Origin of the sequence: Clostridium folliculivorans, assembly GCF_024341905.1 — a bacterium.
Taxonomy (GTDB): domain Bacteria; phylum Bacillota; class Clostridia; order Clostridiales; family Clostridiaceae; genus Clostridium_AR; species Clostridium_AR folliculivorans.
Genome location: NZ_BQXY01000010.1, coordinates 17700 through 43846 on the forward strand (window position 1 = coordinate 17700; position 26147 = coordinate 43846).

The 26147-nt window shown below is 31.1% G+C and carries 15 protein-coding genes; 13 read left to right on the forward strand and 2 right to left on the reverse strand.

Translation table 11 applies throughout. From position 1 onward, the window contains the following. Nucleotides 1–371: 371 nt before the first annotated feature. The 3 genes from OCU55_RS19975 to OCU55_RS19985 all read left to right on the forward strand — a co-directional run bounded on the left by OCU55_RS19975 (nt 372) and on the right by OCU55_RS19985 (nt 12723). The gene (locus OCU55_RS19975; RefSeq protein WP_261854054.1) at nt 372–2150 is read left to right on the forward strand and encodes an N-acetylmuramoyl-L-alanine amidase; all 1779 of its coding nucleotides are present in this window, start codon (nt 372–374) and stop codon (nt 2148–2150) included. Nucleotides 2151–2512: 362 nt separating this feature from the next. Beyond that, on the forward strand, nt 2513–3808 hold the full coding sequence (locus tag OCU55_RS19980; protein ID WP_261854055.1) for a M18 family aminopeptidase: 1296 nt from the start codon (nt 2513–2515) through the stop codon (nt 3806–3808). 383 nt (nt 3809–4191) lie between these two features. Further along, nucleotides 4192–12723, forward strand: coding sequence for a glycoside hydrolase family 94 protein (locus OCU55_RS19985; protein WP_261854056.1), 8532 nt, complete (start codon nt 4192–4194; stop codon nt 12721–12723). Nucleotides 12724–13073: 350 nt separating this feature from the next. Here the strand turns inward: OCU55_RS19985 and OCU55_RS19990 are convergent, their stop codons facing one another. Continuing rightward, nucleotides 13074–13292, reverse strand: a complete 219-nt coding sequence (locus tag OCU55_RS19990) for a hypothetical protein (RefSeq protein WP_261854057.1) — start codon at nt 13290–13292, stop codon at nt 13074–13076. 445 nt (nt 13293–13737) lie between these two features. On the opposite strand from OCU55_RS19990, the gene OCU55_RS19995 reads away from it, so the two are divergent. The 7 genes from OCU55_RS19995 (at nt 13738) to OCU55_RS20025 (ending at nt 20279) form a co-directional block, all read left to right on the forward strand. Next, on the forward strand, nt 13738–14121 hold the full coding sequence (locus OCU55_RS19995) for a desulfoferrodoxin (protein ID WP_261854058.1): 384 nt from the start codon (nt 13738–13740) through the stop codon (nt 14119–14121). A gap of 455 nt (nt 14122–14576) precedes the next feature. Continuing rightward, nucleotides 14577–15401 carry a Cof-type HAD-IIB family hydrolase gene (locus OCU55_RS20000; RefSeq protein WP_261854059.1) on the forward strand — a complete coding sequence of 275 codons (825 nt, stop codon included), beginning with the start codon at nt 14577–14579 and terminating at the stop codon, nt 15399–15401. Between the two features lie 494 nt (nt 15402–15895). Next, a complete protein-coding gene (locus OCU55_RS20005) occupies nt 15896–16099 on the forward strand; it encodes a hypothetical protein (RefSeq protein ID WP_261854060.1) in 204 nt (67 codons plus the stop codon). 14 nt (nt 16100–16113) lie between these two features. Continuing rightward, a complete protein-coding gene (locus OCU55_RS20010) occupies nt 16114–16740 on the forward strand; it encodes a hypothetical protein (protein WP_261854061.1) in 627 nt (208 codons plus the stop codon). Nucleotides 16741–16754: 14 nt separating this feature from the next. Then, nucleotides 16755–17087: a hypothetical protein gene (locus OCU55_RS20015; RefSeq protein ID WP_261854062.1), complete on the forward strand. Its 333-nt coding sequence runs from the start codon at nt 16755–16757 to the stop codon at nt 17085–17087. Between the two features lie 19 nt (nt 17088–17106). After that, on the forward strand, nt 17107–19608 hold the full coding sequence (locus OCU55_RS20020; protein WP_261854063.1) for a glutathionylspermidine synthase family protein: 2502 nt from the start codon (nt 17107–17109) through the stop codon (nt 19606–19608). After that, nucleotides 19605–20279, forward strand: coding sequence for a hypothetical protein (locus tag OCU55_RS20025; RefSeq protein WP_261854064.1), 675 nt, complete (start codon nt 19605–19607; stop codon nt 20277–20279). The genes OCU55_RS20020 and OCU55_RS20025 overlap by 4 nt, the downstream gene beginning before the upstream one ends. A gap of 157 nt (nt 20280–20436) precedes the next feature. Here OCU55_RS20025 and OCU55_RS20030 read toward each other — a convergent pair whose 3' ends face one another. Then, nucleotides 20437–21465 (reverse strand): acyltransferase family protein, encoded by a 1029-nt coding sequence (locus tag OCU55_RS20030; protein ID WP_261854065.1) that lies wholly within the window; start codon nt 21463–21465, stop codon nt 20437–20439. Between the two features lie 345 nt (nt 21466–21810). Between OCU55_RS20030 and glcT the strand changes: the two genes are divergently transcribed. The 3 genes from glcT to OCU55_RS20045 all read left to right on the forward strand — a co-directional run bounded on the left by glcT (nt 21811) and on the right by OCU55_RS20045 (nt 25858). After that, entirely contained in the window at nt 21811–22656 is an 846-nt protein-coding gene (glcT, locus tag OCU55_RS20035) for a glucose PTS transporter transcription antiterminator GlcT (protein WP_261854066.1), read from the forward strand. 291 nt (nt 22657–22947) lie between these two features. Further along, nucleotides 22948–24441: a PTS transporter subunit EIIC gene (locus OCU55_RS20040; RefSeq protein WP_261854067.1), complete on the forward strand. Its 1494-nt coding sequence runs from the start codon at nt 22948–22950 to the stop codon at nt 24439–24441. Between the two features lie 526 nt (nt 24442–24967). Then, nucleotides 24968–25858 carry an IS1/IS1595 family N-terminal zinc-binding domain-containing protein gene (locus OCU55_RS20045; protein ID WP_261854068.1) on the forward strand — a complete coding sequence of 297 codons (891 nt, stop codon included), beginning with the start codon at nt 24968–24970 and terminating at the stop codon, nt 25856–25858. Nucleotides 25859–26147: the final 289 nt, after the last annotated feature.

Genomic DNA, 26147 nt, shown 5'->3' on the forward strand with positions numbered 1-26147 from the left:
TTAATGCTTGCCACATGTTCATGTTTTTAATCATTACCAACATTTATTTAACAAATATTTCTATGCTCGAAAAATTCAATGGAATACTCTTCTTAAGTGAGTTTTCCTCGTATATGTAAATTCTAATAAGTTTTATTCATAAGGAATATGGAAACGATGATAATTTACATAATTAATTGATCATGTAAATTAAATAGAACTTATATAGAAACACTTTTCATAAAACTTTATAGCAAAATGTTAAATAAAATGTATGAAAAATAAGTTAAAATTAAGCATAATTTGTTATACGGTGTTATAATAAATATATATTAAGTGATTTAATGGAAGTTATTTGGATAAGTTTCGATTAATTTTGAGGGGTAAATCATATGAAAAAAAAGCTATTAACCGCACTTGTAATATCATCAACTATTACTTCAATGGTTGTTACAGAAGAAGCTGTACAAGCTTTTGGTGAAGAGCAGAATAAAGATACTGCTACTAATTTAGAACAGCAAAATACTGCTGTAAGTTCTGATACGCCAGTGTTAAATGGAATAAAGGTAAATAAACAGTTAATAAACATAAATTATTCACAAGGTATAAATATATTACCTAAATACATAGTTATTCATGATACAGATAATAGGCAGTTTGGTGCTAATGCAATGAATAACAGAAATTACTTTGCTAATCATCCAGAAGCAGAGGCATCTGCTCATTATACTGTTGATCAAAGCAATATAATTCAGTGTCTTGAGGATACTTGGAGAGGATGGCATTGTGGAGATAGATATAATCCTATAATAAATAATTCTAACACTATAGCTATAGAGTTATGTGTAAATCCAGATAATAATTTTGACAAAACATTACAAAATGGAATAGCGCTTACTAAGTATCTTATGCAAAAATATAACATACCCGCTGAAAATGTTGTAAGACATTACGATGTTACAGGTAAGATATGTCCTAAAATGATGATTAAAGACAGACCAGAACTTTGGACATATTTCAAATCAGTTATTGCTGGACAACAGACAAGCAATGGTAGTGTTCCAGCTACTGCAGAACCTAAAGCAAAAGGAAGTTTAGTTAATGTTTCTAAATCATTAAATATAAGAGAAAAAGCTAATGGAACTTCCACAGTAATAGGAGGTATTTCAGCTGGTCAAACCGTAAATATATATGAAGAAGACAATGGTTGGTATAAGATAGATTTCACTAAAGATGGAGTAAAACAGTATGGATATGTAAGTAAAAGTTATGTGTTGATTACTCAAGGCTCGTTAACTACTACTAATGGTAATACTCAAACAGGAAGCGGCAATACTGGTTCAACTGGATCTTCAAATAGTGGACAAACATCTGGAAATAGTCAGCAAGGTGCAACTGATAAAAAGGGAAAGGTTACTAATATTTCAACTAACCTAAATGTCAGATCCGCTGCTTCATCATCATCAACAGTTATAGCTTATCTAAAGAATAATACTGAAGTTAAGATAAACTATGAACAAAATGGGTGGTATAACATAACTTTTGATAATAATAAAACTGGATTTGTTAATAAGCAATATATTACTTTAATAGAACCAGTTTCAAGTACAGTTCCAAGCAGTGGAACATCAACAACACCATCTGCACCGACAACACCCACTGGAGGCACATCAACTACACCAACAGTACCACCAGCTGGGCAAACTAATAATACAAATACTGTCCAAAAGGGGAGAGTTATTAATATATCCACTTCTTTAACTATGAGAAAAGGTGCAGGTACTAATTATTCAGCTATTGCTTATTTACGTAATGGCACAGAGGTTCAGATAAAATCTCAACAAGGAGATTGGTACCAAGTTATAAGTGGAGATAAAGAAGGATATGTATCAAAAAATTACATACAAATAACTAGTACGCAAGATAGTTCTAGTGCAGGAACAAATTCTGGACAAACCACTACAAACCTTAAACCAGCTACAGTGATTAATGTTTCTACGAACCTTAATGTTAGACAGGGAGCTGGGACCAATACACTTGTTATAGGATACTTACTTAATAATGCTAGTGTTAAAGTTATATCTCAGGTTAATGGGTGGTGTCAGATAGAATTTACAACCAATACAGGAACTAAGCAAGGATATGTTAAAGCAGAATATATAAAGATATAAAATAATAAGTCCTTCTTAAAGCGTTGTGTTTAAACATAGACATTAGTAAAAAATCCGTTATTTAAATATAGCGGATTTTTTTACTTTAGAAGGATTGTAAAAATATATTCAATAATTTGATAATATAGGAAATATTAAATATAATAGATAAAGATGAAGATTATAATAGAGTGCTACTTAACTAATAATAATCATAAGTAAATTAAATGCGCTATATTTAGCGATGTGTTGATATTAAGATGTCACTCCTCCGATACTTTAATGGGTTTTGCAAAGAATTAATATAGTATCCCAGGAAGTAATACCTTAATTTCAATGATAATAAACAGAGACATTAAATTATAAAATTATAGAGGTGAGTTATGGAGATACAGTTAGCAAAAGAACTTATAGATTTTTTATATGAAAGCCCAACAGCTTTCCATGCAGTTGAAAATGTAAAAAAGGAATTGACTAAGAATGGTTTTAAGGAACTTAAAGAGGAAGACAGTTGGAAGTTAAAAAAGGAAGGAAAATATTTTGTTACTAAAAATGATTCTGCGCTTATAGCCTTCAAAGTTGGAACTGGAAGAATAGAAGAGCACGGATTTAAGATAATAGGTGCACATACAGATTCTCCTACCTTTAGGATAAAACCTAATCCAGAGATTACAGCGGAAAATAAATATATAAAGTTAAATACTGAAGTTTATGGAGGACCTATACTAAATACCTGGTTTGATAGACCACTTTCACTGGCTGGTAGAGTTACTCTAAAAGGAAAGAATCCATTGTTTCCAGAAACTAGACTTGTAAATATTAATAGACCAATACTTGTTATACCAAACTTAGCTATTCACATGAATAGAGAGGTTAATGATGGGGTTAAGTTAAATAGACAAAAAGACACGCTTCCTTTATTATCGATGATAAATGAAAAGCTTGAAAGTGGTAAGTATTTGCTTAACACTATAGCAGAAGAATTAAAGGTAGCTATTGAAGATATATTGGATTTTGATCTGTTTTTATACGAATTTGAAAAAGGCTGCATAATGGGATTGAATAATGAATTTATATCTTCATCAAGACTTGATGACTTAGCTATGGTTCATGCTGGGATAAAGGCAATAATAAATACTCAAGCATCTGAAGCTACAAATATTATGGCTTGTTTTGATAATGAAGAAGTAGGAAGTGAAACTAAGCAAGGAGCAGATTCAGAGTTACTAGCTCATATACTAGAAAGAATAGTACTATGTTTAGGTGGAGATAGAGAACACTACTTTAGAGCGCTTGCAAAATCCTTCTTAATTTCTGCTGACTTAGCTCATGCAGTTCATCCTAACAATGGAGAAAAGCATGATCCAGTACTTAGACCAGTTATAAATGGAGGACCAGTTATAAAAATAGCAGCATCTCAAAGCTATACCTCAGATTCAAATTCTTCTGTAGTTTATGAAGAAATATGTAAGAAAGCTGGAGTACCTGTCCAAAGATTTGTTAATAGATCAGACCTAAGAGGTGGATCAACAATAGGTCCAATATCTTCAACACATCTTCATATAAGATCTGTGGATATGGGAACCCCAATTCTTTCTATGCATTCTGTAAGGGAATTAGGAGGAGTAAAAGATCACTATTACTGCGTAAAATCTTTTGAAACTTTTTATAGCATATAGTTTTAACATGACTTTAGACTTGCTCGTCAAAATTCGTGAGAGTTTTAAATACTTATTTCGGACTAAAGTGATGCGTTTTTAAAGAGTTCATATCTAGAAACTAAATTTATACTTGTTCTAAAATTGCGACTTATAGCGATTTTCGGGCTTGTATAAATTAATAGTTGAGCTAGGAATTCTATAATTTAATAAGAGTAACAATAAAGCAAAAATCATAGGTGAATTAGGTTCACTTATGATTTTTTTCATTTTATTTGGGTTATATTTAGTCATAAAAATGAAGTTTATGTACAAAAATAAAAAAAACTAATGGACAATCACTATAATTCTGCTACATTTGGAAAAAATAAAATGTACACTATAGAGAGGGAAGGAAAAAACTTATGAAGATACTTGATTCAGTTAACTGCAGAAGGAGAATAATGTATTCTCTAAAAGAAAGTTATAGTAGAATTTTAGAAAACTATCAATATATTAATCAGCAAGTAAAAGAGAATAAAGATATAGTTGGGGCTGCAGAATGGCTTTTAGATAATATTTATGTTATAGAAAAAGAATATAAAACTATTAAGATAAATATGCCATGGGGATATTTCGAAAATCTTCCCTTGGTCAGTGGAGAAGAGTCATGTCCTAAAATATATCTTCTAGCTAAAGATCTTCTTAAGTCTAATGACGGAAAAGTAGAGGAACACGACACGATAAATTTCCTAAAAGGCTGTGATGATAAAGAGTATATAACTTTAGGAGAGTTATGGGCCTTTCCTTTGATGTTAAGAGTTGCGCTAATAGAAGGAATAGCAACAGTTACTGATAAGCTTGCATATATCCAAAAAGAAAAAGAAAGAGGAGAAGAATTAGCTTATAGAATAATAGATAGCAGCAATAATGATAGTTTAGCAGATACAGTTGAAGAAATAGGTAAAAATGATGAAAAGTTCTCAATTGAAATGGGTGAAAAATTATTTAGAGTTTTAAGAGATAATTCCATAGATAATGATGAACTTTATAAGGTATTAGAAAAGAAGATAACAAAAGAAGAAAATTTTGAAGACGCTATTACAGGAGAGTTCATAAGAGAAAATAAGCTTCAACTTTCTATGGGAAATTATATAACTTCACTTAGAACCATAGATGCCATTAGTTGGAAATATGTTTTTGATAGTGTATCACGAATTGAAAAGCTCTTGAGTGAAGATCCTGAAGGAACATATAGTAATATGGATTTTGATTCTAAGGATTTCTATAGGCATAGAGTTGAAGAAATAAGTAGAGAAACTTCCAAAGAAGAATGGAAAGTAGTAGAAGAGGCTTTGAAGTTATGTGAGATTGCTAAGTCTTTTGAGAACGAGAGATATAAAGCTCATGTAGGTTACTATTTACTAGATCAAGGAGAAAAAGATTTAGAAAAGAGTATTGGCAAGTTTAGAAGTAGGAAAGCAGTAGCGCCAGGGAGGTTTATATTATATCAAATATGTTTAATAATACTATGCGAAATAATAGTTGTGTCTTTGGCATATGCTTTTGATCCGTATATGTCTATGGGAGAACTGGTTACAGGTGCTTTAATTGTATTATTGCCTGTATCTGAGGTTGTCATCGGGTTTATGAATTGGAGTATAACTAAGCTTTATAAGCCGGATTTCTTACCTAAGCTGGATTTTGAAAAAAGTATACCTGAGGATTCTAGAACCTTAGTTGTTATACCTGCTATATTTAGTAGCGGTCGTAAAGTAAAGGAACTTATGGATTCTTTAGAGGTTTACTATATAGCCAATAAAGATGATAATTTTTATTTTGCATTGTTAGGAGATTTAGCGGATTCAAATAACGAGGAAGAAGAAACAGATAAGGACATAAATTACGTTGGAAATGAAGCGGCAAAGCTATTAAATCAAAAGTATTTTAAAGGAAAGCCAGAGCATTTCTTTTTCTTTAATAGAAAGAGAGTGTTTAATGATAGAGATAATATTTGGATGGGCTGGGAGCGAAAAAGAGGAAAGCTCATGGAATTCATGGCTATTCTAAGAAATGATAGAGAAACTAGCTACAATGTTATTAGTGGTAATATAGATGAGCTTAAAAAAGCTAAATATTTAATAACATTGGATGCAGACACAGTACTACCTATGGGGGCAGGAAAAAAATTAGTTGGCGCAATGGCTCATATTTTAAATTCAGCTATTGTAAGCAATGATGGCAGAGTAATAAGAGGATATGGAATAATGCAGCCTAAGGTAGATATGAAGATAGAGGCTTCAGAGAAGACTATATTCACTCAAATATTTGCAGGTGATGGAGGGATAGATGTATATTCTAGCGCTGCATCAGACTCTTATCAAGATTTATTTAAGGAAGGTATATTCACAGGAAAAGGTATTATAAATATTGATACATTTTATAATATCTTAAAAGATGAGATTCCTGAAAATACAGTTTTAAGTCACGATTTATTAGAAGGTTCATATACGAGATGTGCACTTTTAACTGATGTAAATGTAGTAGATGGATATCCAGCTTCTTATAAAGCTAGCTGTATGAGATCTCATAGATGGATTAGAGGAGATTGGCAGATACTACCTTGGTTATTTAATAAGAAGCTAAAGTTACTGTCTAGATGGCAGATATTTGATAATTTAAGAAGAAGTATAGTAGCACCATGGATTGTAATTAGTCTTTTCATTACTGTAATTGTATTAAAAAATGGTATGCTTTGGGATATATTCACTCTTCTAGGAGTGATATCACTTGTAGCATTTGCCTTTACAGATATGATGATTACACCTAAATATAAGAAAAAGGATATACTGAGAAGTCTAAAGCAAGTACTTTTAACAATAACTTTTTTGCCAAATCAATGCGTAATAATGTTAGATGCTATAATCAGAACTATATATAGAGCAACTATATCTAAGAAAAATATGCTTCAGTGGCAAACTTCAGCAGATGTTGAGGCGGCATGTAGTAAAGATCTATACAGTTATTTTAAGTATATGTGGCTTTCATCATTTATAGGTGTATTGTACTTGATTGCAACCTTTAATAAATCAATATCATTAGGAAGCACAAATTTATTAATAGCTATTTTATGGATTATTAGCCCTTTAATAGGTTATCTAATAAGCAAGGAAGATAGAAATGTAGCTACTACTTTCAATGAAATACCAGAAAAGGATAAGTTACTAATAAGAACTTTAAGCAGGAGAACTTGGGCTTATTATGAGGATTTTGTAAATGAAGAAAATAACTATTTAGCACCAGATAATTTTCAAGAAGATCCTAATAACGGAGTGGCTTTTAGAACCTCACCAACTAATATGGCAATGGGGCTTATGTCAAATATAGTTGCGAGAGATATGGGGTATATTACACTTTTTGATACAGTATATAGAATAGAAAAAATTCTTAACAGTATGGATAAATTAGATAAGTATCATGGACACTTTCTAAATTGGTATGACACAAGAACAAGGACTCCCTTATGGCCTAGATACGTTTCTACTGTTGATAGCGGGAATTTAGTAGGATACCTATGGGTTATCGAAGAAGCGTTAGGTGAATATTTAAAGAAACCACTTATATCAGATAATCAAAGAAGCTCATTGATAGATACCATGAGTATTATTGAAGAAGAAATCAAAGATAATGGCATATTTAAATTAGAAAAAGATACTATACGCAGTGAAGATATGAGCTTGAAAAATTACATGGAAACACTAAAAGATGTAGTAGATAAGTGCTTAAATATAGAATTGGAAAATAAACAAAAAGAGTTATATTGGGTAACAAAGCTTAAAAAAGAAGCTATAATGAAGCTAGCTGAGTTAGGAGAGATTATAGAATCTTGTAATGAAGAAAATGATGACGATGTTAGATTGAATGAACTAGGAAATATATTGTTAAAGGTTCCGGTTACCAATCTTGAAGCTGCTCTAAGCAATAGTTTGGCTATCAAGTCTCAATCAAATAATAAAGAAATACAGATTAAAACTAGCCCTGCTGCGGATTTAATAGCAAAGATAAATAATATAATCGGACGACTAGATGTGATGGCGTCTGAAACAGATTTCAAGGTTTTATATAATAGTCATAGAAAGATATTCTCAATCGGATATGATATGGAAAACAATACTTTAGGGGATAACTGTTACGACTTATTGGCATCTGAAGCAAGGGCTGCATCTTTTATAGCAATAGCAAAAGGTGATGTAGAGTATGAACATTGGTTTAAATTAGGTAGAGCAATAACCACAGCCTTTGGTATAAAGAGTTTAGTTTCTTGGAGTGGAACAATGTTTGAGTATTTCATGCCAGCCTTAATAATGAAAAATTATGAAGGAACTCTATGGGATTTAACATATAACTCTGTAATAGAAGCTCAAAAGATTTATGCGAGTAAGAGAGGTATTCCTTGGGGAATATCAGAGTCAGCATTTTATCATTTTGATGTAGCTATGAACTATCAATATAAGGCATTTGGGGTACCAGGCATAGGATTAAAAAGAGGTTTGGTAGATGAGCTTGTGGTATCACCGTATTCAACAGTAATGGCATTAAGTTTTGCACCATTATCCTCAATAGAAAATATGAATACATTAATAAATAAAGACATGATAGGAAGATATGGTTTTTATGAAGCTATAGATTTTACTGAAGAAAGAGTAACTAGAGGAAAACAAGAATCTCCAGTTAAATGCTTTATGGTACATCATCAAGGCATGAGTTTGATGTCACTTGATAATTTCGTAAATGAAAATATACTTCAAGAAAGATTCCATAAGCTTCCTCAAGTAAAAGCTTTTGAATTATTGCTTCAAGAAAAACAAGGATATCATGAAATATTTACTAGAAAGCAACAATTTGATCTGCCAGAAATTAAGGCTGAACAAGAACCACTTATAGTAAGAGAGTATTCCTCAGCTACAGAAAATCCAGAGGTCCTTCTGTTATCCAATGGTTCATATTCAACAATTATAACTAATAGTGGAAGCGGTCTAAGTAAAAAAGGCGAAATGACTGTGAACAGGTGGAAGTCAGATACTACAGATGAAGGTGGAGGAGTGCTGTTCTACATAAAGAATTTAAACTCCAATGAATACTGGAGCCCTTCATATGAACCATGCAGAGTAGATGGCGATGAAGAAGTAGTTCAGTTTACTTTAGACAAAGCGTTCTTTAAGAGAAGTGTTGGAAACATTGAAAGCTCTATGGAAGTATGTGTATCTTCACAATATGATGCAGAAGTTAGAAAAATTACTTTAAAAAATAATTCTGAAAGTGTGAGAAATATTGAGATAACAAGTTATATGGAAGTAACTTTGGCACCATTCAGTGCTGATGTGGTTCATCCAACCTTCTCAAATCTATTTATCACAACAGAGTATGATGAAGATAATAGATGTGTCATAGCTAAAAGAAGACCAAGAGCAAAAGGACAAAAACAACATCATCTAGTTCAAAAGGTGGTAAGTGATGGTGATATTATAGGAGCAGTATCCTATGAAACTGCAAGAGCAGACTTTATAGGAAGGAATAGAAATTTAAGAGCTCCAAGGGCTATGGATAACGATACTGCATTAAATAATAGTGCCGGTATAATACTGGATCCTATTATATCGATGAGAGTTATGGTAAAGGTGCCTCCAAAGCAAAAAGTATCAGTATCATATGTTACTATTGCTGGTGATAGTAGGGAAGAGGTTATGAAGATTGCAAACAAGTACACCGATAATAGTTCAAGCGAAAGAGCTTTTATAGGTGCAACCCAGCAGGTAGCTTTAGAAATGAAGTATTTAGGAATAAAATCATTTCAAGCTAATCTATTCCAATCATTAGCTTCAAATATATTATTTTTAACTACCTGGAGAAGAGAAAATGAAAAATATATAAAGGCATTAAGTAAACATCAAAGAGACTTATGGCCTTATGGAATTTCGGGAGATCTTCCTGTACTCATGCTTGTAATAAAAGAAGAAGCTGATATGGATCTTCTTAGACAAGTGATCAATATGCATTACTATTGGAGAAGCAAAGGTCTTAAGTCAGATTTACTAATATACAATGATGAAGAGACCTCTTATGATCTGCCAGTACAAAAGAATATAATAGAGCAAGTTAACACATCTCAATCAAGAGATTACTGGAACAAACCAGGTGGAATATACCTCCACAGTAAAAGTACCTTAGGTGATGAGATGAGAGATTTCTTATTAGGTATAGCAAAGCTTGTAATTAGCTCTGATAAAGGTACTTTGTTAAATCAGATGAAGCAGTGGGAAGCTAATGATAAAAAGGTTAGAGATGATGTAATTCTAAGACACAAGGAACTTCAAGGATATGATATACCTAGGAGAGAGACTATACTTAGAGAAAGTGCTAATCCAGATAAAGATAAGGATGAAAAAGATATTAAGTATAATGGATTTAGTAGTTATGAAGGAAGTATAAATTATAAATATAATATAGATGATTTAGATTTCTTTAATGGTTATGGTGGATTTAAAAAGGATGGCAGTGAGTATGTAGTTGTATTAAATGATCATAGGGATACACCTGCACCTTGGATAAATGTAATATCAAATGGAAATTTTGGATTCCATGTTTCTGAAAGTGGATCTGCCTATACTTGGATTGGAAACTCTAGAGAAAACAAGATTACTCCTTGGAATAATGACTGGGTTATGGATACTGCAACTGAATGTTTATATTTAAGAGATGATATAAATGAAGAGATATGGAGTATAACCCCTAAACCATTAAGAGATACAGGAGAATATGTTGTAGAACATGGTTTTGGTTACTCTAGGTTTAGTCATGACTACCATAATATAAGTGGAAAAACTACTATGTTTTGTTCTATGGAAGACAACATAAAAATATTAAAGATAGAACTTGAAAATAGTGGAGAAGATGAGAGAACAATATCATTATATTATTATGCACAGCTAGTATTAGGTGTTGTTCCTCAACAATCAGCTCAATATGTATCAACTTATATTAATGAAATGAATACAAAAGAAAACAGTAAAGATAAAAAAGACAGATTCATATGGGCTAGTAATCCATACTCTGCAAACTTTGGTAACTATAAGAGCTATCTAAAGTTTTATGGAGGAGATGAAGAGAGCTTTACTGGTGATAGAGTTGAGTTCTTAGGAAGAAATGAAGGCCTTGGTTATCCAGCAGCTTTAAGACTGGAGAAACTATCAGATTCAGTAGGAGGAGGCTTGGACCCATGTCTAGGTGCTCAAACTAAGATTACAATAAAGCCAAAAGAAAAGAAAACCTTGATATTAATGTTTGGAGCAGAAGAGAGTGTAGAAGCTATAGGAAATGTTATAAATAAATATAGCAACTTAAAATCTGTGGATGATACTTTAACTAAGGTTAAAGACTACTGGAAAGGTTTCTTAGGAACAGTTAAGATAAAGACTCCAGATAAATCAATGGATTATATGGTAAATGGATGGTTGATGTATCAAACAATGAGTTGTAGATACTGGTCAAGAACAGCTTTCTATCAATCTGGTGGAGCTTATGGATACAGAGACCAACTTCAAGATTCATTGTCTTTAGGAATATTAGACCAAACAATTACTAGAAACCAAATTCTTAGAAGTGCTTCGAGACAATATGAAGAAGGAGATGTTCAACATTGGTGGCACCCTGTGGTAAACAGTGGTATAAGAACAAGATTTAGCGATGACCTATTGTGGTTGCCTTATGTTGTTGCAAAGTATTTAAAATCCACTGGTGACTATAGCGTTTTAGAAGAAGAAGCTCCTTTCTTATATGATGAGCCACTTAAAGATGGAGAAGATGAAAGATACTCTGATAGATTTGAATCTAAGTCTTCAGGAACAGTATATGATCACTGCATAAGAGCAATAAGATATGCTTTAAAATATGGAGAGCATAATATACCTTTAATGGGTAGTGGTGACTGGAATGATGGAATGAGCACTGTAGGTAATGAAGGAAAAGGTGAGAGTGTATGGCTTGGATGGTTCTTATATGAAATACTAGGAGATTTCACTGAAGTAACTAGTTATAAGAATGACAAGGAGAATACGAAAAACTTCACTAAAAGCAGAAACTTCATCCTAGAAAATCTTGAAAAGAATGCTTGGGATGGTGGTTGGTACAGAAGAGCATACTTTGATGATGGAACTCCATTAGGTTCTAAAGAGAATGATGAATGTAGAATTGACTCCTTAGCACAAAGCTGGGCTGCTATAACTGGTGGTGGAAAGCCAGAAAGAGTTAAAGAAGCTATGGATGCTATCGAGAACAATCTAGTAAAAGAAGATAAGGGAATTATACTTCTGTTAAATCCACCATTTAATAACTCAAAATTAGAACCAGGATATATCAAAGGATATGTACCTGGAGTAAGAGAAAATGGAGGCCAGTACACACATGCTGCAGTGTGGGTTATTGTAGCTATGGCAAAGCTTGGAATGGGCAATAAGGCATGGCAATATTTCAATATGATAAATCCAATCAATCATAGTTCTTCAGAATTATCAAGTAAGACCTATAAGGTAGAACCTTATGTAATGGCTGCAGATGTATATCTCCAAGAACCACATGGAGGTAGAGGAGGCTGGAGCTGGTATACAGGTGCTTCAGGTTGGATGTATAAGGCATCAGTTGAGTATATGCTAGGCTTTAATAGAAGTTATGACAAAGGCTTCAAGATAGAGCCTTCTATACCAAGTAACTGGAAACAATATGAGATAGAGTACAATAAAGACAATATGCATTATCACATAGTAGTAACACAAGATATTAATAAGGCTATTAATTCCAGTGATAAAAAACCATCAAAAACAATTATTTTAGATGGAAAAGTACTCGAAGAAGATATTATTCCATACCTAGACGGAAGTCATGAAGTAGAAGTACAGATATAAGCTTAGATTAAAGATTAACCATTTCAATCCAAATCTATCTTAAAAGTTTTCACGGCTCCTCATGAGCAAATTTAGTGATATAGATTTAAGTATGAAGTGGTTCATAGATAAAGAGTTCCTATATCAAAACTTAATTTATACTTGTTTGAAAATCCCGGCTTCTGCGGATTTTCGGGCATGTATGAATTGATAGTTGAGTTAGGAACTCTATAAAAATGCATGTTCAAAAATCACAACTAGTGATTTAGAACATGCATTTTACTTTAGTATATTAATTCTTTGCGTAAGCTCATTAAAGCATCGGATGATTAACCACTTAATTTCAACGCAACGCTTTAATAGCACCTTTTTTAATCTGAGTCCTGATCTTCATATAAGGATTGGTCAGTATAATCAAATTCCATATATGAAATGTTATTTGATACAATTGGATCTGTCTTAGGATTAGGCAATTTAGTATAAGTATTTCCGGTCTTAGAAAGAGAGGTTAAGTCATGTCCTTCAGGTGAATACCAATCTCTATCATTTGGTAAATAAGTTTTATTAGTAACTTTACTTTTGTTTGTCATAAATATCACTCCTTTAGTTTTTAAGATGTACTACTTCGAGTCAAAAATATAAACTTAAATATGAAGTAGTTTATCTTTAGTATTTCAAATTGTACTAATTTTATATTGTAAAAAAACTCCATGAAATTTATAATATTAATAGGAATATATATTTAATTAGTCCAGATTAAGGATATAGATTTAAAATACTCAATTAAAGATGTACCACTTATATAGGAAATCTATTTTCAGACTCCTTTAGATTTTGAGAAAAGAATTTAGAGATATGGCTATGTAAAAGGAATTACTAAAATTAATTGTCTATACTGGAGACTCTATATGAATGAGCTATTAGAATTAAATAATTTTTTTAGATGTAGTGGTCATCTAATATATGTTTAATAAATATATATATTAATTGGGATTAAAGTAAATTCCATCACATAATGAGTAGGAGGAGAATTATATGACAGAAGTAAATCAAGTATACAAATGTGAAGTGTGTGGTAACATTGTTGAGGTAGTAAATCAAGCTGGTGGAACATTGGTTTGCTGTGGAAAGCCAATGACTCTTAAGAAAGAAAATACAACTGATGGAGCAAAAGAAAAACATGTTCCAGTAGTAGAAGCTGTTGAAGGTGGAGTATTAGTTAAGGTTGGAGAAGTAGCACATCCAATGACAGAAGAACACTTAATACAGTGGATAGAAGTTATCACTGAGTCAAAAGTATTAAGAAGTACATTAAAAGCTGGAGACAAGCCAGAAGCTTATTTCAAGACTGGTGATGAAAAAGTAGTAGCAGTTAGAGAATACTGTAACTTACATGGATTATGGAAAGTAGAACTATAAGAAAATAGCAATGTAAAATTTAAAGGAAGCGAAGAAGCTTCCTTTTTTGCGGCATTGCACCACTAATTATTAGTGTTAAAACTTGGAGCATATCTAAAAACTTAATAGCAAATTATATAAAGAATTCCTATATCGAAATTTTATAAACAAAACTTAACATTAAAATTAACTTATAGACTTGGGTAAGAATGTAGAATATTTGTTATAATAAACATATAGATAAATTGGTCCACAATAAAACTTGCAAAATAAAGACTGTACCTAAATTGCATATTTATCCGTACTTATAAAGTCTTTAAATATCAATGAAATTGGTATATCTAAAGATGAAATACTTCAATCCGAAACTATTTTCAAAACTCCTCTGGGTTCTTAGAGGAGAATTTGAAAATATAATTTTAATTATGAAGTGATTCATCTATATATAGTAATAAATAGGAGAGGATGAACTAGTGATGAAATATAAATTAATATGCTTAGACATGGATGGTACGCTTTTAAGTAGTCCAAGTACCATAAGCGAAGAGAATAGAAAGGCCGTATTGCAGGCTTATAATAAAGGGATAAAAATTGCTATAACCACTGGAAGATTATTCACGTCAGCAAAATATTATGCAGATTTAATCGGTATAAAGGTGCCAATAGTTGCATCAAATGGTGCATATGTTAGAGAAAAAGATAGAGAAGAAGTAATATACAAATCTTCACTTAATGATGATCAATTAGAAAGAATCCACGAGGTTATAAAAAAGTATGATCTTTTAACATATTTTAATACTCATGATACATTAATATCAGAGAGTGTTGTAGGTGAAAATCATGGCTATAAGGTTAATAATAAGGAACTACCAGAAGAAAGCAGAATAAAATTCGACGAAGGAACAGATTTTAAAGAAGCCTTTAAAAGACATGAAGGTGAGATTCTTAAAGCTATATGCGTTGAAGAAGTAGATATAGATAGGCTGATGAAAGCTAAAGCAGAGTTAAGGCAATATAAAGATCTTGAAGTAGTAAGTTCATGGACTAACAACTTTGAGGTAATGAACGCTGGTACATCAAAGGGAAGCGCAGTAAAGAACTTGGCAGAAATGCTTGATATAAAACAAGAAGAGATAATATGCATAGGAGATAGCGAAAATGATTTATCTATGATAAGATATGCAGGTCTTGGTATCGCTATGGGCAATGCACCAGATGACATTAAAAAAGAAGCAGATTATGTTACTGATACAAATGTAAATTCAGGAGTAGCAAAAGCTATAGAAAAGTTTGCTCTGTAAGAAAGTAATAATTAGAAGAGCTGTGAGATGAAGCACATCTAAGATGTTATATACCTAGCATTTTAGAATATCTTCAAAAGCAGCTCTTTTTTCTTTATTTATATATAATTTTGTGCTTTTTAATTTCAATATGGTGAGTTAATAATATGGATAAACCAGTTCTAAATAGAATCTTTATTTGGATAAGTTCTAATATGAAGTGGTACATCCATATATGTAAATAAATCGTGTATAGATAAATCATAATAAGTATTAGTAAGATAATTAGTGATACTTATTTATACTTTTATAGTAAAAAGTTAATCTTAAGGTAAAATTTATATTAGAACTATTTAATAAATTTTCCAATTGTTATAAAATAAATAAAGATGAAACACTTCAATCCGAAAGCTATTTTCAAAACTCTTCTGGGTTCTGAGAATAGAATTTGAAAATATAAATTTAATTATGAAGTGGTTCATCTATATTAAATTTCAAATTTAGAGGTGAAGACAATGTATGGAATAACTCAATGTTATATTTATAATTCAATAGAGTCTTACAATGGTGAGGCACCAGACGTTACAGTGGAAGTAAAAGATGTTAAGCAAAGCGGAGATTACCTTACTCTTCAAGATACAAGTGGATACACTCATATCGTGAATTTGACTAGAGTTTTTGCAGTGACTTATAAAGCAGGGCAAAGCACTGGATATTAAAGCAGGAGATAAAAATGCGACGAACAGAAATAGATATTTACAAAGTGTATGATAACTGGCAGAAGGGGTTAGAAGAATTTCAATGTTACTTCAAAGTGACCCCCTTTGCTACCATGAAAAATTATTCTGATTTTTCATTAGATAATACTATTTCTCCTAGTAGTGATAGTATAGATAAATTCAACAAATTAAAACATAGATTTGAAGATGATAGCCTGTATATTATTGATTTCGAAGCAAGCTTGGCTTTAGACCTAGCACTATTATTAAATAACGAAGTGAAAGTAAAACCAATTTTATCATTTAATCATATCTTCCATACTTTCGGGATTGTTGGAGATGAGGGGATGGCTCAGAAATTACTAGTATATAGTGATAGCTTAGAACTTATAAAACCGAAAGTATATTGTTTTGTATTGGACAAAGACAGATATAGGGAAGATTATACATGTGATTATATGAAATTCAATAATCAATATGAGATAACTGAAGAGGAATTACCTCCTGCCGATATGTTAGAAGCAATTGGTATAAAAAATATTGTATATATTTCTGAAGGTTATGTAAAAGAGGATGTAAAGTATTATTTAGAATATTTAAGAAAAAGTGAATTGGATGTTGAAGAAATTTTAGAGTTTTAAGGGAGATATGTTAAATGGATGACAAGTGGAAAAAAAGAGCTTTAGCATTGTCCGTTGCAACTGCAGTAAGCTTAGCAAGTCCTTTGTACAGTGAGGGAAAGTTGATTGTTAAAGCAAACTCTAATAATAGTCTTTCAGAAGATGAAGAGCAGGAAACAGTGGATCAATTTGAGAAGGATGACGCCTATCATGGTACAGGTTCTACTGCAATAATATTTCCATCAAATGTGCCTATACTACTTAGAGGAAAGGCAACAAAGTTTTCTTCTGACAGCTGGAAGGCATGGCAAGATGGAAAAGGGCTTTATGGGTACAAAAACGATAGAATGACAAGCTCCTCAAGTTAAAGATGAAAGAGTGATTCTTATGCTGAAAAGTCATTATGATGGATATAGAAGCCTTAGTGACATGATGATGTTTAAATATGATATGGTCCATACAACAAGAAAAAATGATGTGTTTGCTGATGAACCAACATTTATAAGTGAAGCTTTAGCAAATAAATTTAAGAATAGCAGTGAAATTTTAAACTCTCTTATAGAAAGAATTCTTAATGGAGTAAATAAGGACTTTGAAGATGTAAAACCATATATACCAGATTTCAAGTATAAAGATGAGATAATAGCTATAAAAAGAAAACTGCCTGAAACCTTGTGGGTTAGATATGATGGATTTAGAAAAGAAGATGGGGTTTTTTATAGTGAGCTTAACTACGATAAACCTTGCGCACAGAGAGAGTGTAGTTTTAATTCAACATTTGAAGGCGCTTTTGGTGATAATTTTGATAAAGATTTATGTAGTGTATTCAAAAGGATTTGCTCTGAAGAAATTCCGGATAAAAAAGATTTAAATATTGCATTTTTGACTGCACCTTCTAGGTATGAAGAAACCCATCTAGCCATCTATATAAAAAATCTCCTTGAAGATAGTAACCATTTCTTTATCTTAGCAGGACCAGATAATTTCAATGTAATAGGGGATAAGGTTTATGCCTTCAATAAACAAATTGATGTGATGATAAGATTATATCCTACAGAATTCCTATATGAAGTAAGGGATTTTGAACATATCTTAAGTCTTCATGATAATAATAAGTTTCTAATACTAAATGATCCGAGGGTAATAATAGCTCAATGTAAAAGTCTATATGCATATTTATGGGCACTAGCAGATGCTAAAGATTCAAGGCTAAGTGAAGCAGAAATTAACGTGATAACTTCAGTTTTACCTAAAACGGAGATTTTAAGTGAAGCTAATTTTTATAAAGCTCTATGCGATAAAGATAAGTATGTTGTAAAGCCAGTGTTCGGAAGATATAGCATAGATGTATTTATAGGAACTCTTCATAATGAAGCTGAATGGAAGGAAAGTATGAAATATGTTGAAGAGCAAATGCAGCATAAAGTATTCATACTTCAAGAATTCTGCGAAATAGAGGTGGAGACTGCCCCTTATTATGATGAAAGATTTAGCTATGATGTTGAGGCATTTGGTAACTATGGGATATTCTTAAGTGGACATGATTTTATAGGTAGTTGTATAAGATGGAATGATGACTATCTTACTGAAGAGGAAAGTACTTGGATAAGCTCTGTAAGTATAAACAAAGCGCCTAAATTAAGAACAATAAATCCTAATGTTGACATAGAAGCTTTAAAAAAAGAGGCCATATTAGAATATGGATTCACAGGGATTTATGCTAAGAATTATGAGTATCTTAGTAAAGAAATCATAGTTATGGAAGATGAAAAGCTTGAAGAATTAAAAGAGGCTACTGAAAAACTAGCAACTATTTTTAAGAAGACCGCCAAGCTAATATATGACAATCTAGATTTATACGGAGATATACTTGGAATACAAAATCTAGAAGAAACTATTAAAAGAGAATTTACTGATGAGCTCGTATTCATAGGCAGAATGGATTGGATTTTAGATAAATATGGGGATTTTAAGGTACTGGAACTTAATGCAGAAACACCAGCTGGAGTATTTGAAAGTCTTGTGATTGATAAGCTTTATTATGATAGGATAATAGGTAACGAGAACCTTAAAGTTAATAGAATCAATGATAAATTAGCATCATTGATTAAAGACCAGTTTTATAAGATTTTAGAAGATGCAAGAAGAAAGAAAGCTGTAAGTACAGTGGCTATAGTATCAACAACCTATTATGAAGATTGGTATACTATAAATAGTATATATGATGCGATTAAAGGTGAATATATTAAGGAAAATGAAGATGTAAGTGTAGAGCTATTTATAGGTAGCATATACGATATTGAAATAAAAGATGAACAGTGTTATTTGTATGGAAATAAGATAGATTGTTTTTATAGGTTTTATCCATTGGACTGGTTTTTTGAACCACAATATGAAGTTGAAGCTATAGGTAGATTAATAAATAAAAGTATATTTTCTATTAACCCATCATGGTCAATAATACCTCAAAGTAAAGGCTTTTTTAGCGCAATTTATGAGCTGTTAAAGTATGACTTTTACGATGAAAAAGAAAGTATGCTCATAAAAAAGTATATTCCATATACAACCTTTGATCCCACAAATTTAAATGGAAACTATGTTGTAAAACCCTTGCTTGGAAGAGAAGGAAACAAGGTGAGATTATCTTATGAATTGGATCAATTGCCTGATTATGATTGCATATTTCAGGAGACTATAAGAGGAGCTACTCATAAGTTTACAGTAAAGTCTAATTTAAGTACTTGGAAGGAAAATTTATATCCGATAATTGGTACTTATATAGTTGGTGAAACCTTTGCAGGAGCATATACTAGAGTAGGCTCTAAGATAACAAATAACATATGCATGTATTCACCTTTATATACAATGGAAGGAGAAGTGGTTAAATGAGTCAAGATGATAAAAAGCCAGCCATAAATAGAAATCTAAATACAGTTCCTAAAAATCCTTCCAAGCTTAGGGACGCAAGGTTTAATAATAAAGCTGTATCTAAAGAAAAGGAAAAGATGTATAACCCTTCACTAATAAAAACCAATAAAAAAGTTAAAAATCCATCTATGAATAAAAAGTATATCGGCTTAAATGATGAAGATAAAAAATCATTGAATTTAGCTAGAGTGCTTTTAGGATTATTTAGTGGTGTTGCCATAATAGCTGTATTTATAATCATAGTAGTAAGTACTAGAGGATCAGATGATAATATGTATAAAGGGAAAGCATACTTTGAATACTTAGGTATAAGTGAAGCTAGTGCTTATAATGAAAAATTAGATAGCAAATATGACCTTGTAAAATCAGATAACTATTATGCAGGGACCTTTAGCTCTGATGGAGAGAATTATTATAGATTTGAAGTAGAAAAACAAGGGGAAAAATCCTATGATATGGAAGTCAGTTCCTTGCAGTGTAGTGTATCAGAAGAAGATAATCTATCTAAAGGATATGTTGAGGTATTCAAAAGGACCTACAAGTCTACATCAGGAAAGTTCTCAGGAAAAGATGTAAGCGCATTTTACTATAAGCTTCATATACCTAAAGGAACCCTAAAGACTTTTGAGTAATTTATATAATATTTTTAAAGTATTGGATGTGGGAGCACCTTAATTTAAAAATAATAGATATAAGTTTTGTATAATAATAAAAAACAGTAGAAAACTACATAATAGAAGTTTTCTACTGTTTTTTTTGTTGTTTTAAGTTTAAAACAACTTATGAGATTTAATGAGCAAATCTCACAGAGTGACTCTTTGATGATGATGATGATGGACTTGTTCCTTTAAAAATGAACTCACAAAGCTCATTCTTATTTATCAATATTGCTAAACCTAATGGGATTAATAACCCTATTAGGGTGAAAATTACGTAATTATAGCTAAACAATGTTTCAAAATAATGATTTAGTGGAATATGCAAATACATTATTATTAATGAGTTAGCGCCAGCAAGTTTAAAGAAACTTGCAACAGAACTTATGTGTTTTAGCTGAGTTAAATGATAACTTATAGAAAGTATAAATACTGTAAATGTTATTGGTACTAATAAATCTAAGAAGTAATACCTAAACTCAGAGTATTTTATATTCATGTAATAATAAATTTGAAGATCAGTATTTAACTTTAAATAGCTGATTGCAAGTACTCCGCTTATTATTAAGGTGATCTTGTTATTAACAAACTTTAATAAATCTTTAGAATAATACCCAATAGCATAGTATGGCAATGTAATCATTAATGCATCCAAATTCCAAGGTATATAGTTAGCTGTTGTTATATCTACTACATTTTCAGGTACTGTAGCTAGAACAAATGCATGACCAGCAATATATAATCCGATTAATAACATTATTAAAGCTTGGTTTGATAATAGTTTTTTTCCATAATGGAATAATACCTTAGTAAGGAATAAGCAAGGTATAAACCAAAATACACCGGGCATCATTTTGCCAGAATATATATGCTCATAACTATAGTAAAGAATATTTGGCATTGAAAAATCCTGCGGATTAGTCATAAAAGTCAGCGCCATATCAACTATTGAAAATGCTATATAAGGAATAAAAAATTTTGTAGCTTGTGATTTTATACTTAACTTATTCTTATATAATAAACCGCTTATTATAAAGAACGCAGGCATATGAAACCAATACATATATTGAGCGAAAGGAAAATCGCTATGACATAGAATAACAGTAATAATTAGGATACCTTTTGCAATATCTAAATAATCCACTCTTGTAGAGTTTCCCATAATGAATCCCCCTGTTTCTATAAATAATTATCTAAGAATTTTTAACAACCTTTTAACAAAAACTATTTTAGCACAAAAAATACGGCAATCCTTAGTTTTCAGATATCTTTAAAAGAAAGTTTATCATTGTGGGAAAGTGTGTGACGCTTTGTGTGATATAGATATGGACAATAAAAGCACAACACATTTTTAAAACAATTATTTCCCTTAATATGAAAATAATAATTAGCAAAAAAATAGCTAATTAATTATAGAATGGTAATTTTTTATAATAAATATACAAAATAATTAGAATGTACTAGAAAAAATAAAACTAGGTGTTACAATATTGTAGAGGTGATAAGTATGGTTAAAAAACTTAACTGTGACTGGTCTGTAATAAAAGCCTTTAATAACAACATTGTTTTAGCTACAAATAATAAAAGTGAAAAGATATTATTTGCAAAAGGAATAGGATTTAATAAGAAATTGGGGGACATTATTACAAGTGAAACCCTGGTAGACAAGATATTTACCATAGAAGATGAAAAGAACAAAAGTAATTTTAAAGAAATAGTAAATAGAAACGACGAAGCCTTCGTAGCGCTTTGTGAAGAAATTATAAGAGATATATCAGATAAATTAGGAGAAGAATTAAGTGAAAACATTCATGTTGGACTTATTGATCATATAGATTTTGCCGTAAAGAGATTAAAAAATAGTGAAGAAATACAAAATCCTTTTATTAGTGAAATCCAGACTTTATACGATTTAGAATTTGATTTGGCTAAAAGTGCTTCTTTAAGACTTGAAAAAGAGTTAGGGGTTAAGATTCCAGATGGTGAAGTTGGATTTATAGCACTACATATACATTCAGCTAGAAAAAATGGGAAGTTATCAAATACTATGAAGTATAGCTTCATAAATAATTCGATTGTAGAGTTTATAGAAGAAGAACTTAATTTAAAGATTGATAGAAAGTCTCTAGATTACGCAAGGTTTATAACTCATGTTAGATTTGCATGTGAAAGAATAGTTACAAATAAGACTATAAAGAATGAGCTTAAGGATACTATAAAAAGACGTTATAAACAATCGTATAAGCTTGCAAAGGAAGCAGCAAAAGTAATAGAAGACCAGTTAGAAGCAGAAGTCACCATAGATGAAGTAGCATATCTTGCCATTCATATAGAAAGACTGAAAAATTTATAATAAAAATTCATTGAAAACGTTGCAATATTTATTAATATGATATATAATGAGTTTGTAAATATGAATAGCTTGATTGATTTATTTCTTTCGGCGTGTTACCTAAGTTAGGGCATTAGCTGAAAAGGGAGTTTTCCCTTTTCGGCTTTTTTTGTTTTAATAAAAACTTATGTAATGGCATATAACTATTATAAGAGAATTAATCGCCAGAAAGAAAGTTATAGCAATTATCTAATTTTATTTATTAATTAACTATTCTTTTTACAAAATTAATAGTAATAGGAGTGTTGAAAAATGAGTAAAGAAACTAACAAAACCTTAGCTTTTCTTCAAAAGATAGGTAAGGCCCTCATGACGCCAGTTGCGGTAATGCCTGCTGCAGCAATATTGCTGAGACTAGGTCAAAGCGACGTATGGACATGGACAGGTAATGCGTACTTAGCTAAAAATGGTATACCAATAATTGCTCAAGCTGGAGATGCTATTTTTGGTACATTGTATCTTGGTAAAGGAGCAACAGCTACACCAATATCAATCCTTGGATTATTATTTGCAATCGGTATAGCTATAGGGCTTGCTGAAGAGAATAACGGAGTTTCAGCTTTATCAGCAGCTGTAGGATTCCTTGTATTACAAAAGGTTGCATCAGCTATAGATCCAACTGTAAATATGGGAGTTTTTGCTGGTTTTATAGCCGGTATAACTGCAGGACTTTTATATAATAGGTTTAAAGATATTCAATTGCCGCAATTTCTTGGATTCTTTGGTGGTAAGAGATTTGTTCCTATAGTGACATCTTTCTTGATGATCATTCTAGGTGTTGCAGCGGGATATATATGGCCTGGTATTCAGTATTACCTAGATCAATTTGGTAACTTTGTTGCAGGTTCAGGTCCAGTAGGTACCTTTGGATTTGGTCTATTAAACAGATTATTAATTCCATTTGGATTACATCACGTAATGAACTCAATATTCTGGTTCACATTTGGTACATTTACAAATGCAGCAGGGGAAGTAGTTAGAGGAGATTTAACTAGATACTTTGCAGGAGATCCAAACTCAGGTGCATTTATGACTGGATTCTTCCCAATCATGATGTTTGCATTACCAGCTGCTTGTTTAGCTATGATTACTGCAGCTAAAAAAGAAAAGAAAAAAGAAGTTACAGGTATGCTTTTAGGTATAGCATTAACTTCATTCTTAACTGGTATCACAGAACCAATCGAATTTTTATTTATGTTCTTAGCACCTCCTCTATATGCTATACATGCAGTATTAACTGGTGTAGCAGGAGCTGTAACTTATGCATTAAACATGAAATTAGGTTTTGGTTTCTCAGCAGGTTTCATAGATTATGCTTTAAACTTCAGTAAACCAAATACTCATAACCCTATAGGTATTGCTTTAGTAGGTATTGTCTTTGCTGTTCTTTACTACTTCATATTCTTATTCTACATTAAGAAGTTTGACGTTAAGACTCCAGGTAGAGAAGATGATGAAGAAGTTACAGTTAATACTAAAGCTGGTACTTCAAAGACTAGTAAATTATCTGATAAAGCAGAAGTTATATTAGCTGCAATAGGTGGAAAGAATAATGTAGAATCCATAGATGCTTGTGTAACTAGAATAAGATTGACTTTAAACGATACATCTAAATTAGATGAAAAGACTTTAAAACAAGCTGGCGCATCAGGTATATCAAGACTTGGTGAAAATAATGTTCAAGTAGTTGTTGGTACATTAGCAGATCCACTTGTTTCACAAATAAAGAAATTAATGAACAAGTAATTTCTATTAAAAGAATAAGTATTTATTCAATTAAGTAAGAAACCAAGTAATTAAATAAGTAATTAATTACTTAAGGAAATAAATAATTAATTAAGAAAATAATAGAATATGACATTAAAGTTTTGACTAAAGTTTTAAGAAAATATGGCCATATCACTGAGTTTCAATTCGGTGATATGGCTTATTTAAGTTTTAAAAATAGATTTCGGTTCGAAGTGGTACATCCTTATATAATAACGATAAAGAAATAAAGATTATTCAACTGCAAAAGTTTCTTTAAAGATATTTAGAAAAGGCAGATAAGCAAAAAAACTCACTGAAGAAGGTTGGTATCCCCCCTTTATATAATTACTTTTATTATTTTAACTGTCACTATAAATGGAGCATATGAGAAGAGAACTTCAGTTGATTTTTATAGTATGCAATTATTTGTTAAATAAATGTTGGTAATGATTAAAAACATGAATATGTGGCAAGCATTAAGAGGATAGCTTAATTATTAAATTTTCTTAGAGAGGTGTTCCTTTTGCTACAGCACGATGTTGAATTAAAAAAGTTTGATTTGCATACTAATGATGTTCTAAAAAGAGATTTTTATAAAGATAGAGTTGTAGAAGCTTGCCCAATTTGTGGGTCAACTTGGCATATTAAATATGGTTTTTATAACGGAATTCAAAGATATAAATGCAAAGTGTGTGATAAAACTTTTTCACGCGCAACAAATTCACTGTGGAGTTATTCAAAGAAGAATACTAGAACTTGGATGGAATTTACTGAACTAATGACCGAAAATAAAACTTTGAAATTTTGTGCAGAGAAGTTAAAAATAAGTATTGGGACAGCTTTTTATTGGAGACATAAAATACTTCAAGCGTTAAGTAGAGACGTCACTCCAGATAGTTTATCAGGAGTTGTACATGTAGGGAAAGTTATTATAAAAGAAAACCTTAAAGGGTGTAGAAATGCAGAAATAATAGCCTCAGCAACTCCAAGAGAGGATATTTGGGTTATCGGTGCAAAAGGACAAGAAGACTCTATGTTCGTAAAACCAATATTTAAGCATTGGTGGAATCGAAGCGCTTTCGATGAGAAAGTTTATTCTAGAATAGAAGAAAAATCTTACATTGCTCCATACGGAGACAGATATATTAAATCAGTAGCAATAAGACATAATAGAAATAAATCCATTAAGGTAGAGGTCGAGTATAGAATAAAATATCTTTGGCCAAATTTGAAAAAATGGCTATCAATTTTCCATGGAGTGGCCTCAAAATATCTGCAAAGATATCTTAGTTTTTTCATAATCATGAACTTGGATAAGGTTATCGATTATATGGACTTGATATATGAGAAATTATTTAAAGGAAATAGATTTATAAGAACAGATGAGATAAGAATTGCAAATTCACTTTTTTAAAGAAATTATAAGTTAATATAACTATGGATAATATTAATATTTATATTAAAAATTTAGTTTTATAATTTTAGTTATTTGTTAGATTATAATTTAACAAATTTAAAAATACTATCTTACTACTAATGCGAATCAATTATAAATAATCGCTTGCTACTAATGAGGATTAATAAGACTATAAATTATTAATGAAGCTTTGAAAACATTAAAAACATTATAAAGTGATCAATATAACTCTGAAGCAATTAACAACACTTTACAGCTGTCAATGCAATATGATTTTAGAAAAATT

What these genes read in the sequence shown, in the direction of transcription:
- OCU55_RS19975 (WP_261854054.1), top strand. Translation starts at nt 372, where the DNA reads ATGAAAAAAAAGCTATTAACCGCACTTGTAATATCATCAACTATTACT.
- OCU55_RS19980 (WP_261854055.1), top strand. Translation starts at nt 2,513, where the DNA reads ATGGAGATACAGTTAGCAAAAGAACTTATAGATTTTTTATATGAAAGC.
- OCU55_RS19985 (WP_261854056.1), top strand. Translation starts at nt 4,192, where the DNA reads ATGAAGATACTTGATTCAGTTAACTGCAGAAGGAGAATAATGTATTCT.
- OCU55_RS19990 (WP_261854057.1), bottom strand. Translation starts at nt 13,292, where the DNA reads ATGACAAACAAAAGTAAAGTTACTAATAAAACTTATTTACCAAATGAT.
- OCU55_RS19995 (WP_261854058.1), top strand. Translation starts at nt 13,738, where the DNA reads ATGACAGAAGTAAATCAAGTATACAAATGTGAAGTGTGTGGTAACATT.
- OCU55_RS20000 (WP_261854059.1), top strand. Translation starts at nt 14,577, where the DNA reads ATGAAATATAAATTAATATGCTTAGACATGGATGGTACGCTTTTAAGT.
- OCU55_RS20005 (WP_261854060.1), top strand. Translation starts at nt 15,896, where the DNA reads ATGTATGGAATAACTCAATGTTATATTTATAATTCAATAGAGTCTTAC.
- OCU55_RS20010 (WP_261854061.1), top strand. Translation starts at nt 16,114, where the DNA reads ATGCGACGAACAGAAATAGATATTTACAAAGTGTATGATAACTGGCAG.
- OCU55_RS20015 (WP_261854062.1), top strand. Translation starts at nt 16,755, where the DNA reads ATGGATGACAAGTGGAAAAAAAGAGCTTTAGCATTGTCCGTTGCAACT.
- OCU55_RS20020 (WP_261854063.1), top strand. Translation starts at nt 17,107, where the DNA reads ATGCTGAAAAGTCATTATGATGGATATAGAAGCCTTAGTGACATGATG.
- OCU55_RS20025 (WP_261854064.1), top strand. Translation starts at nt 19,605, where the DNA reads ATGAGTCAAGATGATAAAAAGCCAGCCATAAATAGAAATCTAAATACA.
- OCU55_RS20030 (WP_261854065.1), bottom strand. Translation starts at nt 21,465, where the DNA reads ATGGGAAACTCTACAAGAGTGGATTATTTAGATATTGCAAAAGGTATC.
- glcT (WP_261854066.1), top strand. Translation starts at nt 21,811, where the DNA reads ATGGTTAAAAAACTTAACTGTGACTGGTCTGTAATAAAAGCCTTTAAT.
- OCU55_RS20040 (WP_261854067.1), top strand. Translation starts at nt 22,948, where the DNA reads ATGAGTAAAGAAACTAACAAAACCTTAGCTTTTCTTCAAAAGATAGGT.